This window comes from uncultured Muribaculum sp., from assembly GCF_910583865.1.
Classification (GTDB): Bacteria; Bacteroidota; Bacteroidia; order Bacteroidales; family Muribaculaceae; genus Muribaculum.
The window spans coordinates 18,900-45,547 of the sequence record NZ_CAJTYX010000024.1; the positions used below are offsets into that span (position 1 = coordinate 18,900).

Sequence of the window (26,648 nt, forward strand, 5' to 3'; positions counted from 1 at the left end):
CATTATGAAAAATAAAAATAATATCCTTGGTCTCGCGGCGCTGACCGCCATGGCGGTCTCCGTTGCCGCCTGTAGCGACAACGAGAAGGAGCTTACCCTTAATGCCCCTGCGGCAAACCTCCTTCAGGAGATAAAGTTCGAGGTAAGCGAAGTGCTCCCTCTCGCCGTGGGGATGGACTCCCTGTTAGTGTGGAGCGCCACACCTCAGGACGCCGATGACAACACGGTCATATTCACCTCGTCCGACCCCGCTGTGGCGAGTGTCGATCAGGAGGGACGCATCTCCGCCCACGCCATAGGACAGGCACAGATTACGGCACATTCCTCCATGGGCTTCAAGATCAACGAGGCCGAAGCTACCGTGACTGTCGACGTGATTCCCGAAGTGATAAAGGCCACATCGATCAATGTGGAGAACACTACCAAGCTCAGCGACGACGGAATGATTTACGTCACCGACAAGCTACAGCTCAAGGCAACAATCCTTCCGGATAACCACACATATTCCTATCTTACATGGCATTCCGACAACGAGGAGGTCGCTACCGTCAATGCCGACGGACTCGTGGATTGCGTGGGCGTGGGATCGACACGGATCATCGCCAAGGCGCATGACCGCTCGGGAGTGCAGGGTATCTTCAACCTTGAGGTGAAGCCCTACATCGCTATCGAAAAGGTTGAGATCGCTCCGCTCGACGGGCCTATATGCATCTCGCGTGGTGAGGTGGCCCTCAATGTCACCTACACCCCGGCCAACGGCACTGTCGGTTCCGTGGAATGGAGTTCTCTTGATGAGAGTGTCGTGAAGGTCAACCGTGGTGTGGTCACTCCCACCGGATTCGGCACCGCCAGCGTCATAGCCAAGTGCATCTCTACCGGCGAAGAGGTTTCGACTACCGTCACCGTCGAGCCGGGCCTGTGGATCTGGGATGCCGAGAACAAGTGGGGCGAGACTCTCCAGAGCAACTGGAAGTGGATTCCATCCAATGACCAGGCTCCCGACGAACGCCTTGAGAAGTACTGGCGCATACATTTCCCTGATGCCGGCACCGGCAAATGGCGTCGTGACTTCAAACTCAACTGTTCGGAGAAGGCTCCGGTTTATCTCGGTATCGTGAAGTATCCCGTGCTTGCCATACGATGCACCGCTTATGCAGGTGGCAACTTCAAGAGCGACTTCGCCACGGTGTCCGGATTTGACAAGCCCGGTGAGATCAACCCCAAGCAGGGTATCGAACTGGCCGACGGTACGCGCCTGATGATCTTCAATGTCGGAGGCAAGCTGGCAGGCAAGGGCTACGATCTCGTGCCGTTCAGGATATTCCAGTTCAAGGTGGCCGACATCCCCAATGGAAGCGTAGACAAGGCTTCCCCGTGGTACGACGTGTATTGGATCCGCACGTTCGAGAGCGAGGATGCAGCCAAGGCGTTTGCAAATCAGGACGTAATCGATAATCCGAGAAATTAAATAATGATAATCGTGCAGGAAGGGCGGAGTCCCTTCACGGAAACCGTCCTTTCCTGCTCACCATAATACCAGACACAATGAAATCAGCAATATATAGCGCATTGATGGCGGCCGTGGCGATTGTCGCCCTGCCATCCTGCAACGAAATCGAGGACGGTGTCACCGATATCGATTCATGGCCCTCTCCGGGCGGTGAAACCGAAGTCTATGAACCAAAGACCTACAATCTCTCCAACCATCCCTGCATACTCCACACGCGTACCGACATCGACTATGTGAAGGCGCATCTCGGCCGGGAGCCGTGGGCCGGAGGATATCAGAAGCTCCTAAACAGCGGGTTCAGCAACAATGTCCGCAAGGCATCACCATGGGAGTATCTTGCACGTCTGGATGCCAACAACTGGGCCGAGGGTGGAGGCCGCTGGAAGGATGCCGGTCTGGAGGAGTACTACAAGCCGGGTATTCAGAACAGCTACATGGATCTCGCCCGTGATGCCGCCGCGGCCTATCAGCTGGGTCTGAAATGGCAGCTTGGCGGCGATACACAGGCCGCACAGACTGCCGTGAAGCTCCTTGAGGACTGGGCTTCGGTCAACAAGGGTGTGCTTCTCGGCAAGATAAAGTGGAAGGACGATGTGATAGACTCCAACGAGTATCTGATGTTGTTCCAGATCCATCACGTGGCCAACGCCGCCGAACTGCTGCGCGACTACAATAACTGGGGCGCTTCCGAGGGCTTCAGGAAGGTGGTCGACTGGCTCACGGGCTCATGGTATCCTTTCGCGCATTCTTTCCTTGAAAAGAACGTCGGCGACCACTGGTGGATGAACTGGGATCTTGCCGCGATGACAGCCATAATCTCCGTGGGCATACTTGCCGAGGACAATGACATGGTCAACGAGGCTATCCTGCGCTTCAAGCAGAGCGAAGGCCCCGGATGTCTCGGCGGCAAAGGTGTGATCGGTGTCTTTGAGGACCCGTCCGGTTCCGGCGAGATGCTGGCACAAGGCAACGAGGCAGGCCGCGACCAGGGCCACAACACCCTATGTGCCGTGCTCGTAGGCTACTTCTGCCAGATGGCCTACAATATAGGTGAGGATCTTTTCGCCTTCAAGGATAACCGTGCCGTGGCTTTCGCCCAGTATGTGGCAAAGTACAACAATCCCAACGGGACCGACAAGCCGGCGAGCGCCGACGACGCGTTCTTCAAGTATCCCGAAAGCTCCCTCCCGTTCACCACATATACCTACTCCGGCAACAGCATGACCAAGATGGGTTCGGCCGGACGTGGTGAGGTGCGTCCTGGATGGGACATCTGGGCAAGCTATTGCAAGGCCCACGGTATTACCGGTAAGTATGTTTCGGAATATGCCGAGAAGTATCGTCCCGACGGCGGTTGCGGTCAGTACGGCACCAACTCCGGCGGCTTCGACCAGATCGGATTCTCCACCCTCATGTATTATCGTGAATAGTACTTGTCTCCTCACAGGTTTCCAAATATCTATATTAAAGAAAATGTGACGACCGTCGGTCGTCACATTTTCTTTAATATAGATATTTCGTTCATTATGCTATTATTGATGCGGCTTGCTTGTGGTGCGTTCCTTGATCATGCCCGTGCGGTAGGCATAGAGCAGTTCCATCAGCTCCTCGATCTGTGCCGACAGCTCGCGCCCCTTGTCGGTGTCGCGCACGCGCATCCTGTGGTTGGTCAGTTCTACGAGCTGCGTGGTGCTCACGATGTCGGTACCGTTGTGTATGGCCTCCTCGGTGGAACTGAACGGTTCGTGCTGCACGAGCTGGAATCCCCGGCTGTGGTAGACGAGCGTGTAGCCCGCTATGCCTGTCGTGTCGTGGTAGGCTTTGGCGAAACCGCCGTCAATCACCATCAGTTTGCCGTTGGCTCTCACCGGTGTCTCACCTTTGCTGATGCGCACCGGTACATGGCCGTTGATGATGTGGCGGTGTTCACCTTCCACCCCGAAGGCATCGAGTATCATGTCGCACACTTTCTCGTCGTTGCGAAGCTCGTAGTAGTTCCCTTTCTCTTCGCGGTGTGTCTCCTTGTCGTCGATAAAATATCGTTCGAAGGTCGCCATCTTTGATTTGTCGAAAAGCGGGGAATCCGGTCCGCACCAAAGGTACCAGTAGTAGTCTATGGCAAAATCCTTCTCATCGGGCGCGGTGTCGTTGTTGAATGCCGCGCGCATCGTCATGCCTATACGTGTGAACAGCTCGCGCCCTTTGTATCTGCCGCCGCGTAGCTCCACCTCTTTGAGCGTGCCGTCGGCGTTGAGCGGCATTGAGGCGTGGAAAAGGAGGTTGGAGTTGCACACTGTGTACATGCATCCGTGCGACAGTATGCACTGGATATGCTTCCTCAGCCTCTCGCTTATCATGAACGAATGGTGGAGTTTGCTGACGAGTTCCTGTTCCTCCTGTGTCAGGCGGTAGGGATCGTCAGGGTCGACTGTGGGGAAGAGGGAATCCTTCAGCGGATATTCCTTGCCGCCGATGGTTATTACCGACCGCGCGGTGTCGAGCTTGTCGAGAAGCTTGCGTGACTGCATTCCCCATTCCGGACGCTTGTCGGCGAGCCGGCCTTCGAGCTTGAACTGTATTATGGCGATGGCCTTGTGCATCTGGGCGAGCAGGCGGCGTGTCTTGTCGTCGAAGAGTATGTCGTCATTGTTCAGGCGTGGCTTGAAGTTCTCGCAGGGGTCGTCGGCATATGTCTCCATGGCGAATGTGGCGAGCGGCACGAGGTTTATCCCGTAGCCGTCCTCAAGGGTGGCCATGTTGCCGTAGCGCAGGGAGAGCCGCAGCACGTTGGCGATGCAGGCGTCGTTGCCTGCGGCCGCGCCCATCCAGAGCGCGTCGTGGTTGCCCCACTGCATGTCGAAGTGCCCGTAGTCGCAGAGGGTGTCCATGATTATGTGGGCGCCCGGCCCGCGGTCGAACACGTCGCCCAGTATGTGGAGCAGGTCGATGCTCAGGCGCTGTATCACATTGCACATGGCGACGATGAACGCGTCGGCCTGACCCGTGAGGATTATCGTCTCGATGATGCGGTTGAAATATGCCTGCTTGTCGTCGTCCGAGGGCGATTCGTGCAGCAACTCCTCTATTATGTAGGCGAACTCCTTGGGAAGGGCCTTGCGCACTTTCGAGCGTGTGTATTTCGACGATACCGATTGGAGCACCCTCACGAGCTGGTGCAGGGTGATGTTGTAGAAGTTGTCCAGCTCCTTCTCCTCGGCTTTCATCAGTTCCAGCTTCCTTTCCGGATAGTAGATGAGTGTGCACAGGCTTTTGATGTCGTCGTCGCGCATGGAGTTGCCGTATATCTCCTTTACCTTGCGCTTGATGTTGCCCGACGCGTTTTTGAGTATGTGCCTGAACGCCTCATGCTCGCCGTGTATGTCGGCGATGAAGTGCTCCGTACCTTTAGGCAGGTTGAGTATCGCCTCAAGGTTGATGATTTCGGTCGATGCCGCGCTCACGTTGGGGAAATTGTTTGAGAGCAGTTCGAGCACGCGACGGTCGTTCTTGACTTTTTCAAGGGTATATGGTTGGGCTACAGGTGACATATGTCCGGATAAGAGGTGTGTGATGTCGGTTGTGTACTTGATTCGGGGTCGGTATTATGCAAATATAAGCCATTGCACCGACGTTTTGCGACGAAAGCGTGAATCTTTCAGATTTATTAACGTATCTATGCCTCCAATGGTTGGTGCGGGTATAAAAAACTCCGCCGGGCGTGATGGAAAATCTTTTCCATTACGTCCGGCGGATATGTCTGTATATGAACTATATGGGTGTCAGAATGGCTCGTTCTCCTCTTCGAGGGGATCGACCGCGACAGCATGCTTTTCGGCATAGGTCTCGCGGATGGTGAACACGCAGAATGCGCCGATAACCAACAGTACGCCTGCAAAGACTATCATGTTGAGCTGGTGCATGCCTCCGAACATCTTGAAGATGACGCCTCCGAGCACTGCGGCTACGATCTGCGGGATGGTTATTGTGCCGTTGAACAGTCCGAGATATGCGCCCATGTGCTTTCCGCTTATGGAGTTGGTGAGGATGGTGAAAGGCATGGCGAGCATCGCTGCCCAGGCTGTCCCTACGAGGAAATAGCTGATGAAAAGCATCCATTTGTCTGTGAAGGCGAGCGTGGAGATGAATCCTATGCCGCCGATCAGGAGCGACAGGCAGTAGGCCATGCGGCGGTTGGCGAAACGCGGGAGTATGGCGGCCCATACCACCGACCCGATCGCCTGTACGGCGAAGAGTATGCCATTCCAGTTGCCGGCCTCCTGATAGAGGGCCTTGTTGGCGGGATCGTTGGCGAGCGCCGGATCGGGATTCCATCCGAAAGCCTGCTCGGCTATCCCTCCGGCGTTGTAGGTCCACATGTACATGAACGCGCACCAGCAGAAGAACTGAACGAGCCCTACCGTCCAGAACACCTTGGGTGCCTTGACCAGGAGCTTGACGAAGTTGGTTTTCTCCTGCGCCTGCTCCTCGGTTATGCCGTGGTAGGCGGCATACTCCTTCGGGGGCATCTCCTTTACCTTGAAGAAGGTGTAGGCCACGCAGGCTATCAGGATGGCCGCGCCTCCGTAGAATGAGAATGTCACCGAATCGGGCACACGGTTGCCGGGGGCGTCATTGCTTATGCCTATCCATGCGAGTACGAACGGGAATATGAATCCGACTACCGAGCCGGCGTTGCACAGGAAGCTCTGGATAGAATAGGCGAGTCCTTTCTGCTTTTCGTTTACCATGTCGCCCACGAGCATCTTGAACGGCTGCATGGAAATGTTGATCGACACGTCGAGCATCATGAGGGAGAATGCCCCGAAAATCAGCGCTCCCGCCACGGCGAAATGGAAACTTCCCGCATTGGGGAGGAGGCACATCACGATTACCGCCAGTATGGAGCCGAAAAGCAGGTAGGGTAGCCGGCGTCCGAACCTGTTCCAGGTCTTGTCGCTCATGGTGCCGATGATCGGCTGTATCACAAGGCCGGCCAAAGGCGGGAGTATCCAGAAGTAGCTGAGGTTGTGGGGGTCGGCGCCGAGTGTCTGGAATATGCGTGATATGTTGGCGCTCTGCAGCGCATAGGCGATCTGCACTCCGAAAAATCCGAAGCTCAGATTCCACAGCTTCCAGAATCCCAGATCGGGCTTGGATATGGTTCTCATGTTGAGGGTTTTAAAATGACAAATAATATCTTTAGAAACACTTTGCAGGGAGTTGCCGCATGGACTTACGGCATCTCCCTGCAAAAATACTGATTTTATTTTTCGCGGGCAAGAATCAGTGCTGACCGTGGAGCTACCATAAGACGGCCTCCTTTGCTGCTGCCGATACCTTCGGCATTAAGGACTCCGTCCTCGGCGATTACTGTCCAGTCGGCTTTGGCCACCTTTATCATGCGGGGTTCTGATGAGCCGTTGAACACCACCTTGATCTCTTTCCACGCGTCGCCGTTGGCATGGTCCTTGAGCGAATAGGAGATCAGCCCGGTCTGCCCCTTCATGTCGTCAAACACGAGATGCTTCGCCACATCCTCGGCCGATGTCATGCGGAATGCCGGATGGGCCTTGCGCAGCTTTATCAGCTCCACGTAGTAGTTGAACAGGTCGGCGTTGTCGTGCTTCTGGCTCCAGTCGATGGCGTTGATGGAGTCGGGGGAGTTGTAGGAGTTGTGCACACCCTTCTTGTCGCGGAACACCTCTTCTCCGGCAAACATGAACGGGGTGCCTTGTGAGGTGAATACGATGGTCTGGGCGAGCTTGGCGGCACGCTGGCGGTCGGCTACCGACTCGCCGGGAAGTGATTTCGCGAGTTTGTCGGTGAGCGTCAGGTCGTCGTGGCACGATACGTAGTTGATCACCTGCGACGGCGATGAGGCGTATGGCGCCTTGGAGTTGTTGCCCTTTGAATAGTCGACCTGCGGATGGGCCGTGGCACCGACGATGCCTATCTTCACGGTCTCTTCGAGTCCGGGCTTGCCGGTGGCGAAGCCGCGGTCTTTCTCGTCGGTGTAGTGTCCCTTTACTGCATCGCGGATGTCGTCGGAGAACACTGCTATCTGCGGCATGGCGCTCACATTGTCTTTAAGGGCGCGTGCGCCTACCGGCAGAGGCGAGTCGCCGGCTGTCCAGCCTTCGCCGTACACGAATATGTCGGGATTGATTTTCTTTAGTTCGCGGGCCACCTCGTTCATCGTGGTGGTGTCATGTATGGCCATAAGGTCGAATCGGAATCCGTCAATATGGTATTCCTCGGCCCAGTATTTCACGGAGTTGACGATGAAGTCGCGCATCTGTTGGCGTTCGGATGCGGTCTCGTTGCCGCAACCGGATGCGTCGCTGTAGCTTCCGTCGGGACGATGGCGGTAGTAGTATCCCGGTGCCGTGAGCGAGAAGTTGGAGCCGTCGTTCTCGGCTGTGTGGTTGTAGACCACATCCATCACCACGCCTATTCCTGCGTCGTGCAGGGCCTTGACCATCTGCTTCATCTCGGTCACGCGTGTGGCCGGATCGACGGGATTGGTGGAGTAGGAGCCTTCCGGGGCATTGTAGTTCTGCGGATCGTATCCCCAGTTGTAGGTGTTGGCCGGGAGGTTTGTTTCGTCCACGCTGTTGTAGTCATATGAGGGGAGTATGTGCACGTGTGTCACTCCGAGTTCCTTGAGATGGTCTATGCCTGTCTTGTCGCCCTCGGGGTTGGTGGTGCCCTGCTCGGTCATGGCGAGGAACTTCCCTTTCGAGGCTATGCCCGACGAGGGGTGGACTGAGAAGTCGCGGTGGTGCATCTCGTAGATCACGGCGTCGTTGATATGGCTTATGGCAGGGCCTTTGTCTTTGTCCCACCCCTCGGGGTCGGTGGAGTCAAAGTCGATGATGGCGGCGCGCTGTCCGTTGACGCCGACAGCCTTGGCCCATACGCCGGGGGTCTCGTCGAGCCATTTTCCGTCATGCTTTATCTGGAATGTGTAGAATTTGCCGTAGAGACGCTCCGGCACGCTTGCGCGCCATGTGCCCTTTTCGCCACGTGTCATGTCGATGGTCTGTTCAGGTGCGGAATTGCGCCCGGTAGGGAATATCCTTAATTTTACGGCCTGTGCCATGGGCGACCAGAGAGTAAAATGTGTGCCGGTACTGTTTACCGTCATTTCAAGGTCGCTGCCGTCATAGGTTTCATAGGTCGAGTACACGGCGTCGCGGTCTTGTGCGGAAGCATCGATTCCGGCTGCCATGGTTGCCGAGGCGATGATGGTGCTCATGCAGATTGAGGTGATTTTGATTTTCATGTCTGGCTATAAGACAATAATTTCGGTTGTTATGGCATGGCAATCTGACGTGTCGAGGATATCCACACGTTTGATGTTATATGCCTGAATAACTGTAGGAACATGCGTAAAGCCGCCGGTTCCGGATAATAAAATTACAGAGACTATAAAACTATCTTTAAATTTCAGGAAGAGATGGCATCCATTTCGGTTGCTGTGGAATCATGTTTGTCTCGGCGCATACCGATTAAGTGCGTGAATCTACAGCTTGATTATTGGGCGAGTCTGAGAAAGCGCGATTATTTCACCACTACTTTCTTAGACCATTTGGCGCATTTAATGATATAGCATCCGCGCGGGAGTTCAACCACGGCGCTACCGCTGATCTCCGCCGATTTCACCATCTGTCCGGTAATTGAATATATGTAGAAGCAGCATGGTGCGTCGCCGGGTGTCGTAAGCTCGATACCTCCGCTCACGGGGCGCGCCGACGGTGTATGGGCAATTGCCGAAATCTGCTCTATGTCATTAGACTGCGCGACGGTGACGATTGACCCGAAAGCCAATCCCGTGACGAGCGTCAATGTCATAAATAGTTTTTTCATTCGGCAGTGTTGTTTATATTTTGGAAAGGGATGAATCGTTGTTCTACCTTTCCGAATGCGAAGTTACAAAAATATAATGTCAGAAACACGATTCCTTGGGTTAAACTCTGTTAAAAGTAGCGTCCGGCCACAATATTTCGGCTAACTTTGATTTACCGGACAGGCATCCGCCATGCTTTAGAGGCTGTCGCAAAACCTGTTATTTGCCACTGAATTGTAGGGATGCACGCTCGTGCAGCCGGTAAATATCTGTGGATCAGATGCGATGATTCGGATGCACGAGCGTGCATCCCTACAATCCGGAGTTTTGCAACATCCACATGCATTACAATATGAGGAAACAACAGACCGTCATATTCATACTGCTGTCATTCGCCGCCGTAGCGCTTTTCGTGGCCGACATGGCTACGGGTGGTGTGGATATACCCTTTTCCAAGGTGGTTGCCGCCTTGTCAGGAGGCGAATGTCCGGAAGCGACCGCCAAGATAGTGATAAATATCCGCCTCGTCAAAGCCATCGTGGCCCTTGTGGCCGGGGCGGCCCTTACGGTGAGCGGATTGGAGATGCAGACCCTTTTCCGTAACCCGCTTGCCGGTCCGTATGTCCTCGGCATCAGTTCCGGTGCATCGCTTGGTGTGGCACTTTTCCTGCTTGGTGCTCCTTTGCTCGGTATTTCGGGTTTTATGGCCTCGATAGGCATAGCCGGTGCTGCGTGGATAGGCTCTGCGCTTGTGCTGGCGGTGATTGCTTTCGTGGGGCGACGTATCACCGACATAATGGTGATATTGATTCTCGGCATAATGTTTTCTTCGGGAGTGAGCGCGGTTGTGCAGGTGCTCCAGTACCTCAGCCATGAGGATGCCCTCAAGGCGTTCGTGATATGGACCATGGGTTCGCTTGGCGACGTAAGTTCGTCGCAGCTTTGGGTGGCGCTCCCTTCCGTGGCGTTGGGTCTTGTGCTTGCTGTCGCGGCGATAAAGCCGCTTAACCTTCTGCTGCTTGGAGAGGAATACGCGCGTTCGATGGGGCTTGACCTCTCGCGGAGCCGCGGGCTGCTCTTTGCATCGACCACTCTGCTTGCCGGTACGGTGACGGCCTTTTGCGGCCCGATAGGGTTCATCGGCATGGCACTCCCACACGTGGCACGCATGCTTTTTTCGGATGCCGACCATCGTGTGCTCATACCGGGCTGTATGCTCGTGGGTGCGGACGTGATGCTTGCGTGCGACATAGTATCCAAATTCTTCACCTTGCCGGTCAACTCCATCACGGCCCTCGTGGGAATCCCCGTGGTGGTATGGGTGGTGGTAAGGAACAAACCGTTGACGGCATGATGGAGCTTGATGACTTTTCTGTAGGATATGGAAGGCGGATGCTTATAGAGCATGCCTCTACAGTGGTGCCGTCATCGTGTCTTACCGCGTTGATAGGACGTAACGGTGCCGGAAAATCGACGTTGCTTCGTGCGCTCGGCGGTCTTGACCGGAATTATTCAGGCGGCATAAGGGTCGACGGTACGGAACTTCGTGAGCTTGTGCCGCGCGACATGGCGCGGATGATCGCTTTCGTAACTACCGAGCGCGTGCGTGTGCCGGGACTTACGTGCACCGATGTCGTGGCCCTCGGGCGTGCTCCTTACACGGGGTGGGCCGGACAGCTTTCCGCAGCCGACCGCTCTGTAGTCAGGGATTCACTTGAGGCGGTAGGGATGGGCGCATATGCATTGCGCACGATGGACCGTATGAGCGATGGTGAGTGTCAGCGCGTGATGATCGCGCGTGCGCTCGCGCAGGATACGCCCGTGATTCTTCTCGATGAGCCTACGTCGTTTCTTGATCTTCCGAACCGCTTCGAACTGGCGTCGTTGCTCGGGACGCTTGCGCATGAGCACGGCAAGTGTGTCCTTTTCTCGACCCACGAACTTGACATCGCCTTGCATATGGCTGATGCCATAATGCTTGTCGACTCTCCGCGCCTTCTCAATATGCCGGTGAAGGATATGGTCGCCGCCGGGCATATCGACCGCATATTCCGTCTGCCCGACTGGATGAGGGCGGCCCTGTAGCGTGGCCGTAATGCTGTTTTTAAACAACCTCTTAATTTATTATCAGGTTTTCTTCGGGATATCCTACAGGACGGTCGCGCCTGTCGCCGGTGATTCCTACAAGCAGGGATATTATGCCGACGCGTCCGAGAAACATTGCCATGCAGAGCAGTATCTTGGAGCCTGTGTGCAGTTCTCCTGTTATGCCGAGCGATGATCCTACGGTAAACAGTCCCGACACGCATTCGAATATCACGGCTCTGGCGGGAAGGTCAGGCTCAAGGACCAGCATGGCCACGACAATCATAAACAGGCTCATGACCGAGATGGTGACCACGGCATTGGCGCGCTTTATGGAGGCTGTCGCTATCTGGCGGTGGAACGCGGTGACACGCGTGCGTCCTAACACAATGGTTTTAAGATTGAGGAGAATGGCGGCAAGCGTGTTTACTTTCACTCCTCCGGCCGTTGACTGCGCGGCACCGCCGATCCACATCTGGAACATCACGACCACGAGGGTGACGTCGAGGAACATTGCCGGATTGACCGAGGTGAATCCCGAGCTGCGCGGGGTGGTGGAGTTGAACACTGCCTGTACCCATTGTACCCATGCGCTCATGCCGTCGAGAGTATTGTGCCTTTCGAGGAGCCAGAACAGTATCACGCTGATGATGAACACGGCCGTGGTCGTGTATAGCGCTACCTTTGTGTTAAGGTTGCATATGTGCACGTTGCGCACGCGCGCCGGCTTTCGGTTGAATTTGCTCCAGATGCGTCTCATCGTGTTTATTGCTATGTCGCGGAAATTGACGAGTATGGGGAAGCCGATGGAGCCCGCTATGACGATGAGGCTTATTACTATGTACACCGACTGGTCGGAATTCATCAGGCGCGCGTTGCTTAGCCCTCCCGGCATGTTTGAGAATCCTGCGTTGCAGAATGCCGACAGGGAATGGAAGATGGAGAATACGATTTCCTCGTCGAGAGTCAACCCTACCGAACCATGGATTGAAAGCCATACCCCGGCCGCACCGACGGCTTCTACGGTTATGGAGAATCCGAGTATATATAGTAAGGTAGGGAGCAGTGAGTTGATGTTTCTTGAATAAACCATGTCCTTTATCATCAGCTGATTGTAGACCGACGTATTGCCGCTGAAGAAGAGGGCGAAGAAGCTTGTGAATGTCATTACTCCAAGTCCTCCTATCTGTATGAGCAGTCCGAGCACGAGCAGCCCGAGCGGAGTGAAAGTGCTTGCGACGTCAATCGTAGTAAGGCCGGTTATGCACACGGCGCTTGTCGCTACGAAAAGCGAGTCGACATAGCCGATAGGGTGCAGCGTGCATCTTGGCATCATCAGCAGAAAAGAACCTATGAAGATGAACACCAGGAAGCTTGCCGACAGTATGAGCGATGGGTTGGTGCGTTTCCCCATGGCCTGTATGACGGCATGGCATATGTCGGTGACGGCGTATGCGAGCAATATCCCCACGAGGAATTTACGGCTGTAGAGTACGTCCGCGAGCCATTGTATCCATGGATTGTCGGGATGCGGGTATATGGCCGGCAACAATGTGGTCAACAGGCCTATGTCGACGACCCATTTGATTATGCGCGTGTTTCTCAGGATATGGCGGTAGTCAAATAGCAGGTTGAAGAGTACTTTCGCGACATATATGCCTTGTATGGTTCTGAACCAACGCATCATGTATTTTATCTCATCCGGATCGCGGTCATATCCGAGATAGGCCAGAAATAGAGCCACGCATCCGATCGAGGCCAGAAATGAGAATATGTCGAGCACCCGGCCTATGGCGGTTATGGCTGAATGGTTATGGCGCAGTGTATGTCGCCATCGCCTGACCACGAGTCTGCCCTGACGGAATATGCGCTTCCTGCGGCTCATCGGCATGGTTCATGAAACGGTCGCGCTCTTCTCCGCCTTTTCCTTTGCGCGTTTGGCTGCATTCTTGCGGTCGTCGGCGGCATCACGTACTGTGCGTTGCGACAGTGAGTTGGTTATGTACACGGTAAAGATAGGGAAGAGTATCAGCCCCTCTGCGGCGAGTACCACTCCGAGCACCTTTCCCGTCGGAGTGATGCAGTTTATGTTGCATCCTACCGTGGTCACGTCCATGAACGCCCACCATAATGCCGACCAGTAGGTGCTGACCCCCGGATTGATGTAGTGCTCCTCGATGAAGAACATGAGGCTTGCGAAATACACTGTCGCGATGAGCAGTCCGAGATAGGTGGCGAAAAGACCGGAAATCTTGTTGGAGAAGAGCACTCCGAGCACGAGTGCCAGCACGTAGCCCGCCCTTATCATAGGCACGAATCGTATAAGATACTGCATCTCGGGGTTGAGGGCGATGTCGTAATACGCGATTATGTTGATGTACGGTATGCTGACGAGCAGGAAGAATATGTGCGTGAGCACGTAGTGCCATTTGCGCGGGTAGATGAAAAATTCAGCTACTATGTCGAAAATGAAGAACATGCAGATCCAGAACTGTATGTTCATGTATTCCTCGCTTGCGAGAAACGAGATGTTGTTGAAGGAGTCCCACGATATGAGCACGATCAGCCCTATCGAGGCGATAAGCACCAGCGTATGCAGGATTTTCACCAACCTCATCCTTCGTGGTGAAAGGGCGTTCGGATCCTTCGGACCGGAGGGAGGTGTTGACGTTTTGGGTGTCGGGGCGGCGGTAGGAGAGACTTGTGCCGTGGTATCGGTTGTCATATCTCTTTATGTGAATAGTTGAACGTGGAGTATCGTGTATGTCATGTGGCGGCACGCCGTTGCCGGCTTGCCTTTGGATAGATAACATTCGATGCAAGGTAATGGTTTTGCGCCTGTACGGTGGTTTGCATAAATTCGGCAAATAGCCTAACTTTGCATGCGTGAGTACATCAGGCTGTAGACATATACTGATACCGGTTGTCATTGTCATGGCTGTCGTTTTCGCGTCATGCAGTTCCACACGTCATGTGCCGCAAGGGAAATACCTTGTGGACAAGGTGGATATTACCGTTACTGACAATGCTGATATCGACAAGGAGCAACTGGTGAATTACCTGCGTCAGACCCCCAACCATAAGGTGCTCGGCTTCCTGAAACTCCAGCTCGCCACTTATAATATGTCGGGACGCGACTCTACCAAATGGTACAACCGCTGGGCGCGCAAGCTCGGGCAGCCTCCGGTGATCTACGACCAGGATCTCACGGATGCCTCCGTCTACCAGCTTCATCAGGCTATGCTCAACAAGGGCTATCTTGATTCTGACGTGACGGTCGACACCGTGCACACCGGCAATAACCGCAAGGTCACGGTGGAATACAAGATCAAGGCCGGGTTGCCCCACTATCTGTCGACAATAGATTACGTCATTCCGGACTCGGCCATAGCCGCGCTTATCGCCCGCGCACCACGGCGCAACAGGCTTAAGCCCGGCGACCTGCTGGACCGCAATCGTCTCGAAGAGATGCGTTCCGGCATATCCGATATGCTGCGTGACAACGGCTACTATGCTTTCTCAAAGGAGTATATCACGTTCGTGGCCGATACGGCCGAGGGTATGCGCGATGTGAATCTCACGCTGAACCTGCGTCAGCCGTCGGCACAGAGCGTGGACAAACGGCATCTCACATACCTGATAAACAGGGTGGTGTTCGTCACCGACTATAATCCGGGCAGCGACTACGGCAGCTATGATTTCAAAGGGCAGGATACTGTAAGGTATCGTGACATAGAGGTCCTTTATGGCGATGACCATTATCTCAGGCCTCAGGTGCTCTACGAGGCGTCTCACATAATTCCCGGCAAGCCGTTCAGCCAACATGAGGTGGATCTCACATATGAGGCGTTGGGGCGTCTGGGCATCCTGCGTTATGTCAACATAGACATGCGGCGTGTGGGGATGTCGCCTGACGGGCATCCGCTCCTCGATGCATACGTGCTTCTCACCAGGGGGAAGAAACAGGGTGTGTCGCTCGAACTTGAAGGAACCAATTCGGAGGGCGATCTCGGTTTCGGTGTCGGCGTCACGTATCAGCACCGTAACCTCGCCCATGGCTCGGAGCTTTTGTCGGCAAAGTTCCGCACGAGCTACGAGAGCCTGTCCGGCGATTTCAACGGCCTGATCAACAACCGCTATATGGAGTATGCCGGCGAGGTGGGGATCACGTTCCCGCAGTTTGAGGCTCCGTTCCTCTCCTATGATTTCAAGCGCCGCATAAAGGCCACTACCGAATTTTCGGTCTCTTTCAATTACCAGGAGCGTCCGGAATATACACGCATCATCGCCGGTGCAGGCTGGAAATACCGGTGGGCCAACCGCCAGAATACCCTGCGGCATCGTTTTGACCTGATTGACGTGAACTACGTGTATCTTCCCAAGTCGACCATCGACTTCCTTAACCAGATAGCACCTTCCAATCCGTTGTTGCGCTACAGCTACGAGGACCATTTCATACTCCGTGCCGGCTACAGCTATTATCGCACCAATAAGCGTCAGCCGTCCGGTAATGCGCTTAACCGGATAGTGATGCAGCAGAGCGTGTTTGCCATCCGTGCCAACTTCGAGCCGGCGGGCAACCTGCTCTACGCCATATCGCGGCTCACCGGGCAGAAGCGCCACAATGATGCATACCGTTTTTTCGGCATACAATACGCGCAGTATGTGAAGGCCGACGCCGACTACACGTTCACACATGCGTTCGGGCCTCGTTCGTCGGTGTCGTTCCATGCCGGATTGGGAATCGGTGTGCCTTACGGCAATTCGCGCATGCTCCCTTTCGAGAAGCGTTTTTATGCCGGAGGCGCCAACAGCGTGAGAGGGTGGGGTGTGCGCACCCTCGGTCCGGGACGATATGCGTCGCGCAACTCGGTGACCGACTTCATCAACCAATGTGGCGACATACGCCTCGACCTTAGCGTGGAGTACAGGGCCAAGCTATTCTGGATACTTGAGGGGGCGTTCTTCGTCGATGGCGGAAATATATGGACGATACACCACTACGACAACCAGCCCGGTGGCTTCTTCCGTTTCGGATCGTTCTACAAGGAGTTGGCTGCATCCTATGGTATCGGCCTGCGACTTGATTTCTCCTATTTCCTGTTGCGTCTCGACCTGGGCATCAAGGCTGTAAATCCTGCGTTCGGAGAATATAGATGGCCTATCATCCATCCGAAATGGGGACGTGACGCCACATTCCACTTCTCTGTGGGCTATCCATTCTAAAATCATTGAACTGATTTAAATCAGTCCCAAATTAAGAAACCACGTGTTATGAAACAACTTGTGATTTTTGATCTTGACGGCACTTTGCTGAATACGATTGACGACTTGGGCACCGCTACCAACCATGCCCTGGCGGCTCTGGGCTATCCGGAGCATCCGATATCATCCTATCCGGCGATGGTGGGCAACGGGGTGACACGTCTGTTGCAGCGTGCGCTTCCGTCCGGACTTGATACCGACGAGAATGTCGGGAAGATGAGGGAGGCCTTCCGGGAATATTACGATGTGCACTGCATGGACCATACCGTGCCTTACCCCGGCATTACCGAGCTTCTTCATGAACTCGAAGCCCGTGGGATAAAGCTCGCGGTAGCCTCCAACAAGTATCATGAGGCTGTGTTGCGCCTTATCGGCCATTTTTTCCCCGACATCAGCTGGGCCGTCGTGTCTGGACATAAGGAAGGCGTGCCGGTGAAGCCGGATCCGTCGATCGTGTTCGAGATCCTGACCATCTCTCCTGCCCCGAAATCCTGTGTGTTGTATGTCGGCGATTCCGGTGTCGATATGGAGACCGCACGACGAGCGTGCGTGGAGTCGGTAGGAGTCACATGGGGATTCAGGCCTGTGTCGGAGCTGAAGGCGTTCTATGCCGACCATATCATTTCAGAACCGGCGGCTCTGCTCGGTTTTGTGGAGAACGACATCAATATCTGAGTCGCGGATATACCGTATATTTCATGCATGGATAAGGTATGAGATTATTGTGCCGGCATGGGTGTATGTAATGTCCGAGCCATGGCATAATTGAAAATTGTGAAATATCGCGCCCGTTTTAACGATGAATATTGGAATAAAAAGCGTAACTTTGCACCGTCAATTTCGATTTGTTCGTAAATAGCTGATAATTAAATATAAAAGCGTTATTGTTTATATGGATTGGTTGCAAAATCTATTGGCTCCGGGCGCAAGCTCATTGCCGAGCACCATTATCCTCTATGCATTTGTCATAGCGGCGGGTGTATGGCTGGGTAAGTTGAAAGTGGGGGGAATATCCCTTGGCGTGACGTTCGTGCTTTTTGTCGGTCTGCTTATGGGGCATTTCGGCTATATCGTAAACCCCGATGTGCTTCATTTCGTGCGTGAGTTCGGCCTGATTCTGTTTATCTTCTCGATAGGTTTGCAGGTCGGCCCGTCGTTCTTCTCGTCGTTCAAGCGCGGAGGTGTTGTGCTTAACGGTCTGGCAGCTATGACAATCGCACTCAATGTGATAATTGTGTTGGCGATATTCTTCATTGACGGCAACACCCCTATCACCGCTCTCGTCGGAGTGATGTCGGGAGCTGTCACCAACACTCCGGGTCTCGGTGCGGCCCAGCAGGCTGTCCTTCAGGTGATGCCTCAGAACTACAACGCTACCGAACAGATGGCCATGGGTTACGCCGCAGCATATCCCCTTGGCGTGATAGGCATCATAGCCGCCATGTTCCTTGTCCGCGCCTTTTTCCGTGTGAAAATCGACAAGGAGGTGGAGGCTATCGAGGCTGAAAAGGAGGCCGCACAGCAGAAGCCGTTGATTCTCACTTATGAGGTGACCAACCCGCTCATTGACGGAAAGAACATGATGCAGCTCCACGATGTCGTGAATTGCGATTTCGTCGTGTCGCGTCTGCAGGACAAGGACGGCAATATATTCATCCCGAATTCGCAGACGGTGGTACATAAGGGAGATAAGCTTTACACAGTGCTTTCACCGAACGACGAAGAGCGTTTCAAGGCAGTGATCGGTCCGGAGCTTGTGCTCGACTGGGAGAGCAATCCCGGTCCGGTGGTGTCGCGCCGCATACTTATCACAAAGACAGAATACAATGGCGTGACGCTCGGCTCGCTGAAGCTGCGCCATGGCTACAGCCTTAATGCCACCCGTGTCAACCGTGCCGGTATAGACCTGCTCGCTTCTCCCGACCTGCGCCTGCAGATGGGCGACCGTATCACGGTGGTAGGGCAGCTTGAGGATATAAAGCGCCTTGCCGAGAAGCTCGGTAATTCCGTCAAGCGTCTCAACGAGCCTAACATGTTCACGCTTTTCGCAGGCATCTTCCTCGGTATAATAGTAGGCTCGATTCCTATCGCTTTCCCCGGTATCAGCGTGCCGATGAAGCTCGGCATGGCCGGCGGCCCGCTCGTGGTGGCTATCCTGCTCAGTCGCTTCGGCTACAAGCTCAAGCTTGTCACCTATACTTCGTCGGCCGCCTCGTTGCTTATGCGTGAGATCGGCATCTGTCTGTTCCTTGCATCGGTAGGTATCGCCGCCGGAGCCGACTTCGCGTCGACGGTGTTCAATTACACCGGCATGTGGTGGGTGATCTGGGGCTTCATCATAACTTTCGTGCCTCTGATTATAGTAGGCTCGATCGCACGTGGGGTCTATAAGATCAATATGCTGTCGATCATGGGTCTGTTCGGTGGCAGCATGACCGATCCTCCTGCGCTTGCTTTTGCCAACAATTCCACCGGCAACGATGCTCCGGCAGTAGCATATTCCACGGTTTATCCTCTGACTATGTTCCTGCGAATAGTCGCCGCCCAGGTGCTTGTGCTGGCTCTTGCGTCGTGATGCCGGCGGTATTAATAATGGAACCGGTGTATGAAATTATTATGATTTGTGTTACATCATTGTAATGAAGAGATATTAACCCCTGTCACGCAGGCTGTTTGTTTTCACGCAGACAGCCTGCGTACGTTTGGTGGGGATGCCGGACTATTGCAGATTGATGTTATTGTTCGAATATAATCGATAATATGTTATGATTTATTTGGCAAATAAGAAATTTATCCTACCTTTGTGGCGTGATATAATAATATGTCACCGAAAATACGATAATGTATATGAACCGGCGACGCCTTGTGTCAGTCAGCCGGGAGAGGAGGAGGATGCTGCTCTTGCCAGGTAATTTTTTAGCATTCTCCTCCTCGTTTTTTATCATTGAACTGATTTAAACTTATTACAAAATGTTAAATCCAGAACTGATGTAACCCTTATCGTTAACCTTCAGGTCTGTTTCCGGTCGATTTCTTCTCTTTTCTCGATCACGATGGAACCCCATCGCTCCTTCGAAAAGCTCAAAATCGCCTCGCAAACAGCCTCTGAATGTTAATTTGTAATAAGTCTAAATCAGTTCATTTGTAAAATTGACAGTATGGACACTATTGCCATTCATGGCGCGCTGTTCGACCTTGACGGGGTGTTGGTCGACACCGAAACAACTTACTCCATCTTCTGGGGACAGATGGGACGCAAGTATCATCCCGAGATACCATATTTCGACATGGTTATAAAAGGCTCGACGTTGCCGCGCATATTGGATACGTATTTTCCTGATCCGGATATTTCCGCCGGAGTAAAAGCTGAACTTGAGGTGTTCGAGAACTCGATGGATTTCCCTGTATTCCCGGGTGTGATGGAGTTCCTTGACGACCTCAGGCGTAACGGGATTCCTGCGGCCATAGTCACAAGCAGCGGTGCTGACAAGATGAAACGTCTGTTTGATGGCAATCCGGAATTCGCTTCATATTTTGATGCTCTGATCACTTCCGCCGACGTGACACGCTCGAAGCCTGATCCGCAGTGCTATCTCATGGGTGCCGGGAAGCTTGGTGTGGATATCCGCGATTGCTATGTGTTTGAGGATTCAATCAGCGGGCTTGCCGCCGGCATGGCTTCAGGAGCTACGGTGATAGGGCTGTCGACCACATATCCCGCAGAGCGTCTGGCGCAGGAAGGCAACGCGCATCATATAATACCTTCGTTTGAGAAGTTTACGGTCGAACGGATGTTGTCCGTTTCGCGATAAGGTTGTCCTCCTCGGCCATCCGGTCCATGTCGTGTGCAGGCATCTCTTGTGTTAATAAGAGCAAAATCTGTATTCCGTGGTAATCAAAACCCCGCCTCCGGGGTGTTTTATATTCTGTAATCCATAAATTTTTTTCATATGAACGATTATCAGAATCTAATAAAATGTTCCCGGATAGTACTCGTTGAATTTTTTGCGACATGGTGTCCTCATTGCCACAGGATGATGCCTGTAGTAGCCGATGTCAAAAAGCGTGTAGCCGGATTGGCGGAAATCTATCAGCTTGACATTGACAAGAATGAGGAGCTTGCCCGGGCTGTCGGGGTGAGTGGGGTGCCCACGTTCATCCTTTACAAGGACGGTGAAGAGGCGTGGCGCCAATCTGGAGAGATGCCCGAGGAGACGCTTCTTTCAAAAATAGAAATGTGATTTTACCGCTTGATTCTTGAGTTTGATTTTTGAGTTCATGTTTTCGGGTTCAATGTCAGAGGTCGTTTAAAAACACGTGTATAAATCCTCAAGTACTCGTGAAAAAATCATTATCTTTGCATGTCTTATTACATAAACTCTATTCAATCATAACTTTAATGAATTCAAGCATGAAAAAACATTGTTGTGCTTCCCTTGTAGTGGCGGGCATAATGGCTTCATGTTCGTCGGGTGGTCCGTTGCAGGTGGCTTCGCCCGACGGCAGGCTCGTCGTGGATTTTAACCTTGAGAAGGATGGTGCTCCGGCCTATAGCGCCGTGTTCGCCGGCGACACGATCGTTCGTACCTCCTACATGGGATTCCAGATGGAGCGCTTCGGAGCGCTTACCACCGGCTTTAAGATGACCGCGCACCATGAGTCGGAACACAACGAGACATGGGCGCCCGTATGGGGTGAGGAGGACTCCGTAGTCAACCACTATCGTCAGCTCGTTGTGGAGATGAAGAAAAAGACCGACAGCGTCGATGTGCTCCTCAACGTGGAGTTCCGTGTGTTCGACGACGGTTTCGCATTCCGCTACGTTTTCCCCGAGCAGGCCACGAAGCAGTTTGTCATCGATCAGGAACTGAGCACATTCGCCATGACCGGCGACCACACCGCATGGTGGATTCCGGGCGACTACGACACGCAGGAATATGAATATACCAAATCGCCGTTGAGCGAGATTGCCGCTCGCCATGCCGCATCTCTGGTCGGCAACGTGTCGGCATCGCTTTTCGACCAGTGGGCCGTGCAGACTTCCCTCATGATGAAAACGCAGGGTGAGAAGCCGCTCTACCTCAATATCCACGAGGCCGCCCTCGTCGACTACCCCGCGATGCACCTGCTCTACAACGACTCTACGCGTACGTTCACATCGGCTCTCACTCCCGATGTCAACGGGCATATGGCGGTGATCGACACTCCGTTTTCCACGCCGTGGCGTGTGGTGATGGTCAGCGACAAGGCCACCGACATTCTTTCGTCGCAGATTATCTATAACCTCAACGACTCGTGCGTGCTCGATGACACGTCGTGGATTCATCCCACGAAGTACATGGGCGTGTGGTGGGAGATGATCACCGGCAAGAGCCAGTGGAGCTATACCGACGCCCACGATTTCGACCTCGCCACGTTTGACTACTCCAAGGCCCGTCCCCACGGCAAGCACGGGGCAACCACCGAGAACGTGAAGCGTTACATCGATTTCGCTGCCGCCAACGGCTTCGACCAGCTTCTCATAGAGGGTTGGAACGTAGGTTGGGAGGACTGGTTCGGGCTCGAGAAGGACTATGTGTTCGACTTCGTTACCCCTTATCCCGACTTCGACATCAAGGCGCTCAACGACTATGCCCATTCCAAGGGTATAAAGCTGATGATGCACCACGAGACTTCCGGCTCGATTCCCAACTATGAGCGCCACATGGAGGCTGCCTATGATCTTATGAACAAGTATGGCTACGATGCCGTCAAGAGCGGTTACGTAGGCAACATTCTCCCCAAAGGCTCGCACCACTACGGCCAGACCCAGGTGCGCCATTATCTTGACGCCGTGCGTCGCGCCGCCGACCATAAGATCATGGTAAACGCCCACGAGGCCGTGCGCCCCACCGGGCTCGCGCGCACCTATCCCAACCTCGTTGGAAACGAGAGTGCCATGGGCACCGAGTACCGCAACATGACCCCCGGACATGTCACCATACTTCCGTTCACGCGCCTGAAGGGTGGTCCGATGGACTTTACACCCGGCATCTTCGAGATGGATCTCGGCAAGTTCTCTCCCGACAAGACCCACAAGCGCGCCACCGTGGCCGGGCAGCTTGCCCTCTACGTTACGATGTATTCGCCGCTACAGATGGCCGCCGACCTGCCTGAGAACTATGCTCCAAGGATGGATGCATTCCAGTTCATAAAGGATGTACCTGTCGACTGGAGCGAGAGCCGCTATCTCGATGCCGAACCGGGTGAATTCATCGTGGTCGCGCGCCGTGCCAAGGGTGGCGACGACTGGTATGTGGGCGGTGTCACCAATGAGGATGCCCGTGACGTGACTGTCCCGATGGATTTCCTAAAGCCAGGCGTGACATATCAGGCGACATTCTATACCGATGCGGCTGATGCGCATTGCGACACCAATCCCGCCTACGAGATCCGTCGTGAGACTGTCACCTCACATTCCACTCCCACTATCCACATGGCTCCCGGCGGAGGTTTCGCCATCTCGATCGTTCCTGTAAAATAAGAACTTGTTTTAAGAGGTCGTTCAAAAACGACCTCTTAAAATTCTCCGAAATCCAGCTCCAGTTGCACCGGGCCGTCGTACGTGTCTGTGCTCCGTTCGATAGGGTTGGCTACCGTGAGTCCGATAAGCCTCACCTTATGGCCCTCGAAATCGGTTTCGGCAAGGAGTGATTCTCCGATCTCGCGCAGTCTGTCGCCATCCCCGCTTTCTATGGGATGGGGCAGGGTGCGCGAGCGTGTTATCTGGCGGAAGTCGTCAAACTTCAGCTTCAGCACCACCGTGCGTCCGCGAAACCGGGCTCTTTCCATTCGCCGCTGCACGTCGCGTCGCACACCTTCAAGCTCCACGGCAAGGATGCGGCGGTTGTCGGTATCCTCCGGGAACGTCGTCTCGGCTCCTACGGATTTGCGTGTGCGTTCCGTCACTACGGGACGGTTGTCGATACCACGGGCGTAGAGGTAGTAGTCATGTCCGGCCTTTCCGAAACGGGCCACCAGTTCCGCCTCGGTGCGCATCCTCAGGTCGGCTCCAGTAAAGATACCCAATTTGTGCATCCTCTCGGCGGTGACGGCGCCGATTCCGAAAAATTTCTCTACGGGGAGGGCGGCTACGAATGTGTCAATCCTGCCGGGGGTGATTACAGTCAGTCCGTCAGGCTTGCGGTAGTCGGAAGCTATCTTGGCGAGCATCTTGTTGACCGACACGCCGGCTGATCCCGTGAGGCCGGTGGCCTGTAGGATGCGGCTCTTTATCTCGCGGGCCACTATGGTGGCCGAGGGGTGGTGGGTCACGTCGAGAAACGCCTCGTCGAGCGAAAGAGGCTCGACCAGCGGGGTATATTCATGGAAAATCGCGCGTATCGTCTCCGATACCTGTTTATAGACCTCGAATCGCGGTTCTACTACGATTAGCGCTCCGCATCGGCGCTTGGCTGTGCTTACGGCCATTGCCGAATGTACACCATAGGGGCGCGCCTCATAGCTTGCCGTGGCTACCACGCCGCGCGGCCCGTCGTGTCCCACCACTATCGGACGTCCGCGCAGCGCAGGATTGTCGCGTTGTTCCACCGATGCGAAAAACGCGTCCATATCCACGTGTATGATTTTCCTGCATTCCATCTTGACTACAAATTTATGCATTGCGCCACATAAAAAGCTCTGCCGGGATTTAAAAATTCCGCTCCGGTACGATGTCTGTGCTACAATGACCGTTGGTATGTGGGTGTGCTGAAATCAAAAATGGTAGTTTTATCCGTAATTCTGGTACTGTCGGTTCGGATTCGATTATCTACTTTTGTATCACGCAAATCAATGTAAGTAACTCGCAAAAATTATTTTATATTTCCGATGAGAGAATTTTCGAGCGATTTTTGCTCGATGAAGAAGGAGTGTAGCGAGCTACACGTTATCGCGAAGCGCTTTTGAGCCGGCGAAAAAGACTGATGAAGAGGGCGAAAAGCGCCGAAAATTCTCCGGCGGGAATATAAAGCTTTAGAAATTATCATATGCGCAATAATTTTTGTGAGTTACTTAACCACACAAAAGTAAAATTATGAAAAAACGGGCAATAATTCTGATTTCAATAATTTCATTGATAATAAATACGAATGTCATGGCACAGCAACAGAAAATAACCCAGACGGCAGGGCGCACGATTCTTGGAGAATTCGCGCCGAAATTCGCGGAACTTAACGATAATGTCCTATTTGGCGAGGCTGTATGGAACGATTCTACACTTTCGCTTCATGACCATAGCATGGTCACCATCTCGATCCTTCTGGGCAAAGGCTTGATTGATTCCTCGTTTCGTTCACATCTTGAAATGGGCAAGAAGCATGGCATCACCCGCAAGGAAATCGCGGCGCTGCTTACCCAGGCGGCTTTTTATGCCGGATGGCCCAACGCCTGGGCCGGATTCCGTGTAGCGAAAGAGGTATGGGCCGACCCTGCCGACACGCTCACCGAGAAGGAGCGTTTCCAACAGGAGATGATATTTCCCGTTGGAGAACCTAACACGGCATATGCCGCATATTTTCAAGGCAACAGTTATCTGGCGCGCATCTCCGATTCGCAGATACCGTTCTCGAATGTCACTTTCGAGCCTCGTTGCCGCAACAACTGGCATATACATCATGCCACTAAGGGTGGCGGACAGATGCTTGTAGGTGTAGCCGGACGCGGCTGGTACCAGGAGGAGGGGAAGCCTGCACAGGAGATATTGCCCGGGACTGTCATCCATATCCCTGCGAACGTGAAGCATTGGCACGGCGCTGCCGCAGATAGCTGGTTTGCCCACCTGGCTTTCGAAATACCTGGTGAGAATGCCTCCAACGAATGGCTGGAGCCTGTCTCGGATGCTGACTACGACGCATTATGACCGTTATCGCAGTTTTTATTTGATATCCTCGATAAAGTATTGGTTATCAACGTAGGGACGCATTTCCGGTGCGTCCGGGGTTAAGTCGGGGAATGACGCACGGAGCACACAGAGCGCACAGAGATTAAAAATTGGGTATGATTTTTCTCTGTGTGCTCTGTGTGCCCCGTGCGGAATATACGTTTTTACGGATAAAATTGTTAATTAATAATAAATAGTGTGAGTGACTATTGTGCGTAGCTATGTTTTGGTTGTATATTTGCGGTGTAAAAACAGAAAAAATATTTTATAAAAACACACAATTATGACAAACACACGTTATAAATTCGACGAAGTGTGGCGTGATGCCATTTCGTTTCTCCCTACAGAGTCGGCAACAGCCCTTGAATGTGCTATTCGCGCATATCAGTCAGCGGATATCATACCCGGCACGAGCGATCTCGATGCCGCTGCATACGGAATGTTCCTACTGATAAAAAGCCGCATAGACGAGCGCAAGAAGCGCAATGCACGTGCTCGCGACAGGCGTCGTAGCGGTTGCTTGTCATCCTCCGCGGCAAGAAGAGCGTCTGCACGTGTAAAGACGTCCGGCGCGGTAGATGCATCCCGCCGCTCTGTGGCTTCGCGCACTCGAAAGTCGTCCTCCCGACAGGACGCCGCAATTGCTACGCCGGTCACTGAGGCCACTGCTCTGCAGGTTGATAGCCGTACCGAATCTGATGTGCAGGCCGCCCCCGCATGGGAAAGGCCGCTTAGCCGTGCCGAGCGGCGCGCCATGGACCGCGATAAAAGGAAGGCCGGGGCAAGCTTGCGCTGGCGTCCCGGCCTTCCGGTGTCATAAATCCCGTTACTACGAGATGATTTGCTGTGATGCGCTATGGAGTGGTTGCTTCGCCTAATCGGCGAGGCGCGCTGTGCGGCGTTCGGTGACTTGGCGGCTCGATGAGTCCTCCCAGGTGCTGGTGAGCCTTTGAGGGCCGAAAGAGTATTATTACTGTCCGCTAAACCATAAATCAGAGAGTCCAACATCTTGAAAGGCA

At 53.8% G+C, this 26,648-nt stretch carries 19 protein-coding genes; 12 read left to right on the top strand and 7 right to left on the bottom strand.

Going from position 1 to position 26,648, the window contains the following annotated elements; translation table 11 throughout:
* Positions 1–4 precede the first annotated feature (4 nt).
* Both QZ303_RS06820 and QZ303_RS06825 read left to right on the top strand, forming a co-directional pair.
* A complete protein-coding gene (locus QZ303_RS06820) occupies positions 5–1,468 on the top strand; it encodes an Ig-like domain-containing protein (protein ID WP_295730967.1) in 1,464 nt (487 codons plus the stop codon).
* A gap of 77 nt (positions 1,469–1,545) precedes the next feature.
* Positions 1,546–2,940: an alginate lyase family protein gene (locus QZ303_RS06825; protein ID WP_295730969.1), complete on the top strand. Its 1,395-nt coding sequence runs from the start codon at positions 1,546–1,548 to the stop codon at positions 2,938–2,940.
* A gap of 102 nt (positions 2,941–3,042) precedes the next feature.
* Here the strand turns inward: QZ303_RS06825 and QZ303_RS06830 are convergent, their stop codons facing one another.
* The 4 genes from QZ303_RS06830 to QZ303_RS06845 all read right to left on the bottom strand — a co-directional run bounded on the left by QZ303_RS06830 (position 3,043) and on the right by QZ303_RS06845 (position 9,379).
* Complete coding sequence (locus QZ303_RS06830; protein WP_295730972.1) at positions 3,043–5,058, bottom strand: fructose-1,6-bisphosphatase; 2,016 nt, start codon at positions 5,056–5,058, stop codon at positions 3,043–3,045.
* Between the two features lie 231 nt (positions 5,059–5,289).
* The gene (locus QZ303_RS06835) at positions 5,290–6,678 is read right to left on the bottom strand and encodes an MFS transporter (protein WP_295730975.1); all 1,389 of its coding nucleotides are present in this window, start codon (positions 6,676–6,678) and stop codon (positions 5,290–5,292) included.
* 95 nt (positions 6,679–6,773) lie between these two features.
* Positions 6,774–8,795, bottom strand: coding sequence for a type I pullulanase (pulA, locus tag QZ303_RS06840; protein WP_295730978.1), 2,022 nt, complete (start codon positions 8,793–8,795; stop codon positions 6,774–6,776).
* 278 nt (positions 8,796–9,073) lie between these two features.
* Positions 9,074–9,379, bottom strand: a complete 306-nt coding sequence (locus QZ303_RS06845) for a hypothetical protein (RefSeq protein ID WP_295730980.1) — start codon at positions 9,377–9,379, stop codon at positions 9,074–9,076.
* Between the two features lie 332 nt (positions 9,380–9,711).
* Between QZ303_RS06845 and QZ303_RS06850 the strand changes: the two genes are divergently transcribed.
* Entirely contained in the window at positions 9,712–10,713 is a 1,002-nt protein-coding gene (locus tag QZ303_RS06850) for an iron ABC transporter permease (RefSeq protein ID WP_295730983.1), read from the top strand.
* Positions 10,710–11,444, top strand: a complete 735-nt coding sequence (locus tag QZ303_RS06855; RefSeq protein WP_295730986.1) for an ABC transporter ATP-binding protein — start codon at positions 10,710–10,712, stop codon at positions 11,442–11,444. Before QZ303_RS06850 ends, QZ303_RS06855 begins: the two co-directional genes overlap by 4 nt.
* Before the next feature lie 31 nt (positions 11,445–11,475).
* On the opposite strand, the gene QZ303_RS06860 is transcribed toward QZ303_RS06855, so the two are convergent.
* Positions 11,476–13,329: a TrkH family potassium uptake protein gene (locus tag QZ303_RS06860; protein ID WP_295730989.1), complete on the bottom strand. Its 1,854-nt coding sequence runs from the start codon at positions 13,327–13,329 to the stop codon at positions 11,476–11,478.
* 9 nt (positions 13,330–13,338) lie between these two features.
* A complete protein-coding gene (locus QZ303_RS06865; RefSeq protein WP_363322826.1) occupies positions 13,339–14,169 on the bottom strand; it encodes a potassium channel family protein in 831 nt (276 codons plus the stop codon).
* A 209-nt stretch (positions 14,170–14,378) separates the two neighbouring features.
* Between QZ303_RS06865 and QZ303_RS06870 the strand changes: the two genes are divergently transcribed.
* From QZ303_RS06870 to QZ303_RS06895, 6 genes are all read left to right on the top strand, one after another.
* A complete protein-coding gene (locus tag QZ303_RS06870) occupies positions 14,379–16,670 on the top strand; it encodes a BamA/TamA family outer membrane protein (protein WP_295730991.1) in 2,292 nt (763 codons plus the stop codon).
* 48 nt (positions 16,671–16,718) lie between these two features.
* Positions 16,719–17,384 carry an HAD family hydrolase gene (locus tag QZ303_RS06875; RefSeq protein ID WP_295730994.1) on the top strand — a complete coding sequence of 222 codons (666 nt, stop codon included), beginning with the start codon at positions 16,719–16,721 and terminating at the stop codon, positions 17,382–17,384.
* 217 nt (positions 17,385–17,601) lie between these two features.
* Positions 17,602–19,284, top strand: coding sequence for a putative transporter (locus QZ303_RS06880; RefSeq protein WP_295730997.1), 1,683 nt, complete (start codon positions 17,602–17,604; stop codon positions 19,282–19,284).
* 583 nt (positions 19,285–19,867) lie between these two features.
* Positions 19,868–20,521 carry an HAD family phosphatase gene (locus QZ303_RS06885; RefSeq protein ID WP_295730999.1) on the top strand — a complete coding sequence of 218 codons (654 nt, stop codon included), beginning with the start codon at positions 19,868–19,870 and terminating at the stop codon, positions 20,519–20,521.
* Between the two features lie 138 nt (positions 20,522–20,659).
* Positions 20,660–20,950, top strand: coding sequence for a co-chaperone YbbN (locus QZ303_RS06890; RefSeq protein WP_295731001.1), 291 nt, complete (start codon positions 20,660–20,662; stop codon positions 20,948–20,950).
* Between the two features lie 170 nt (positions 20,951–21,120).
* Positions 21,121–23,232 carry a glycoside hydrolase family 97 protein gene (locus tag QZ303_RS06895; RefSeq protein WP_295731004.1) on the top strand — a complete coding sequence of 704 codons (2,112 nt, stop codon included), beginning with the start codon at positions 21,121–21,123 and terminating at the stop codon, positions 23,230–23,232.
* A gap of 35 nt (positions 23,233–23,267) precedes the next feature.
* Here the strand turns inward: QZ303_RS06895 and dinB are convergent, their stop codons facing one another.
* A complete protein-coding gene (gene dinB / locus QZ303_RS06900; protein WP_295731006.1) occupies positions 23,268–24,350 on the bottom strand; it encodes a DNA polymerase IV in 1,083 nt (360 codons plus the stop codon).
* 493 nt (positions 24,351–24,843) lie between these two features.
* Here dinB and QZ303_RS06905 point away from each other — a divergent pair, with 493 nt between their 5' ends.
* Positions 24,844–25,608: a carboxymuconolactone decarboxylase family protein gene (locus tag QZ303_RS06905; RefSeq protein WP_295731009.1), complete on the top strand. Its 765-nt coding sequence runs from the start codon at positions 24,844–24,846 to the stop codon at positions 25,606–25,608.
* Positions 25,609–25,912: 304 nt separating this feature from the next.
* Positions 25,913–26,449, top strand: coding sequence for a DUF6291 domain-containing protein (locus QZ303_RS06910; RefSeq protein ID WP_295731012.1), 537 nt, complete (start codon positions 25,913–25,915; stop codon positions 26,447–26,449).
* The last annotated feature ends 199 nt before the right edge of the window (positions 26,450–26,648 follow it).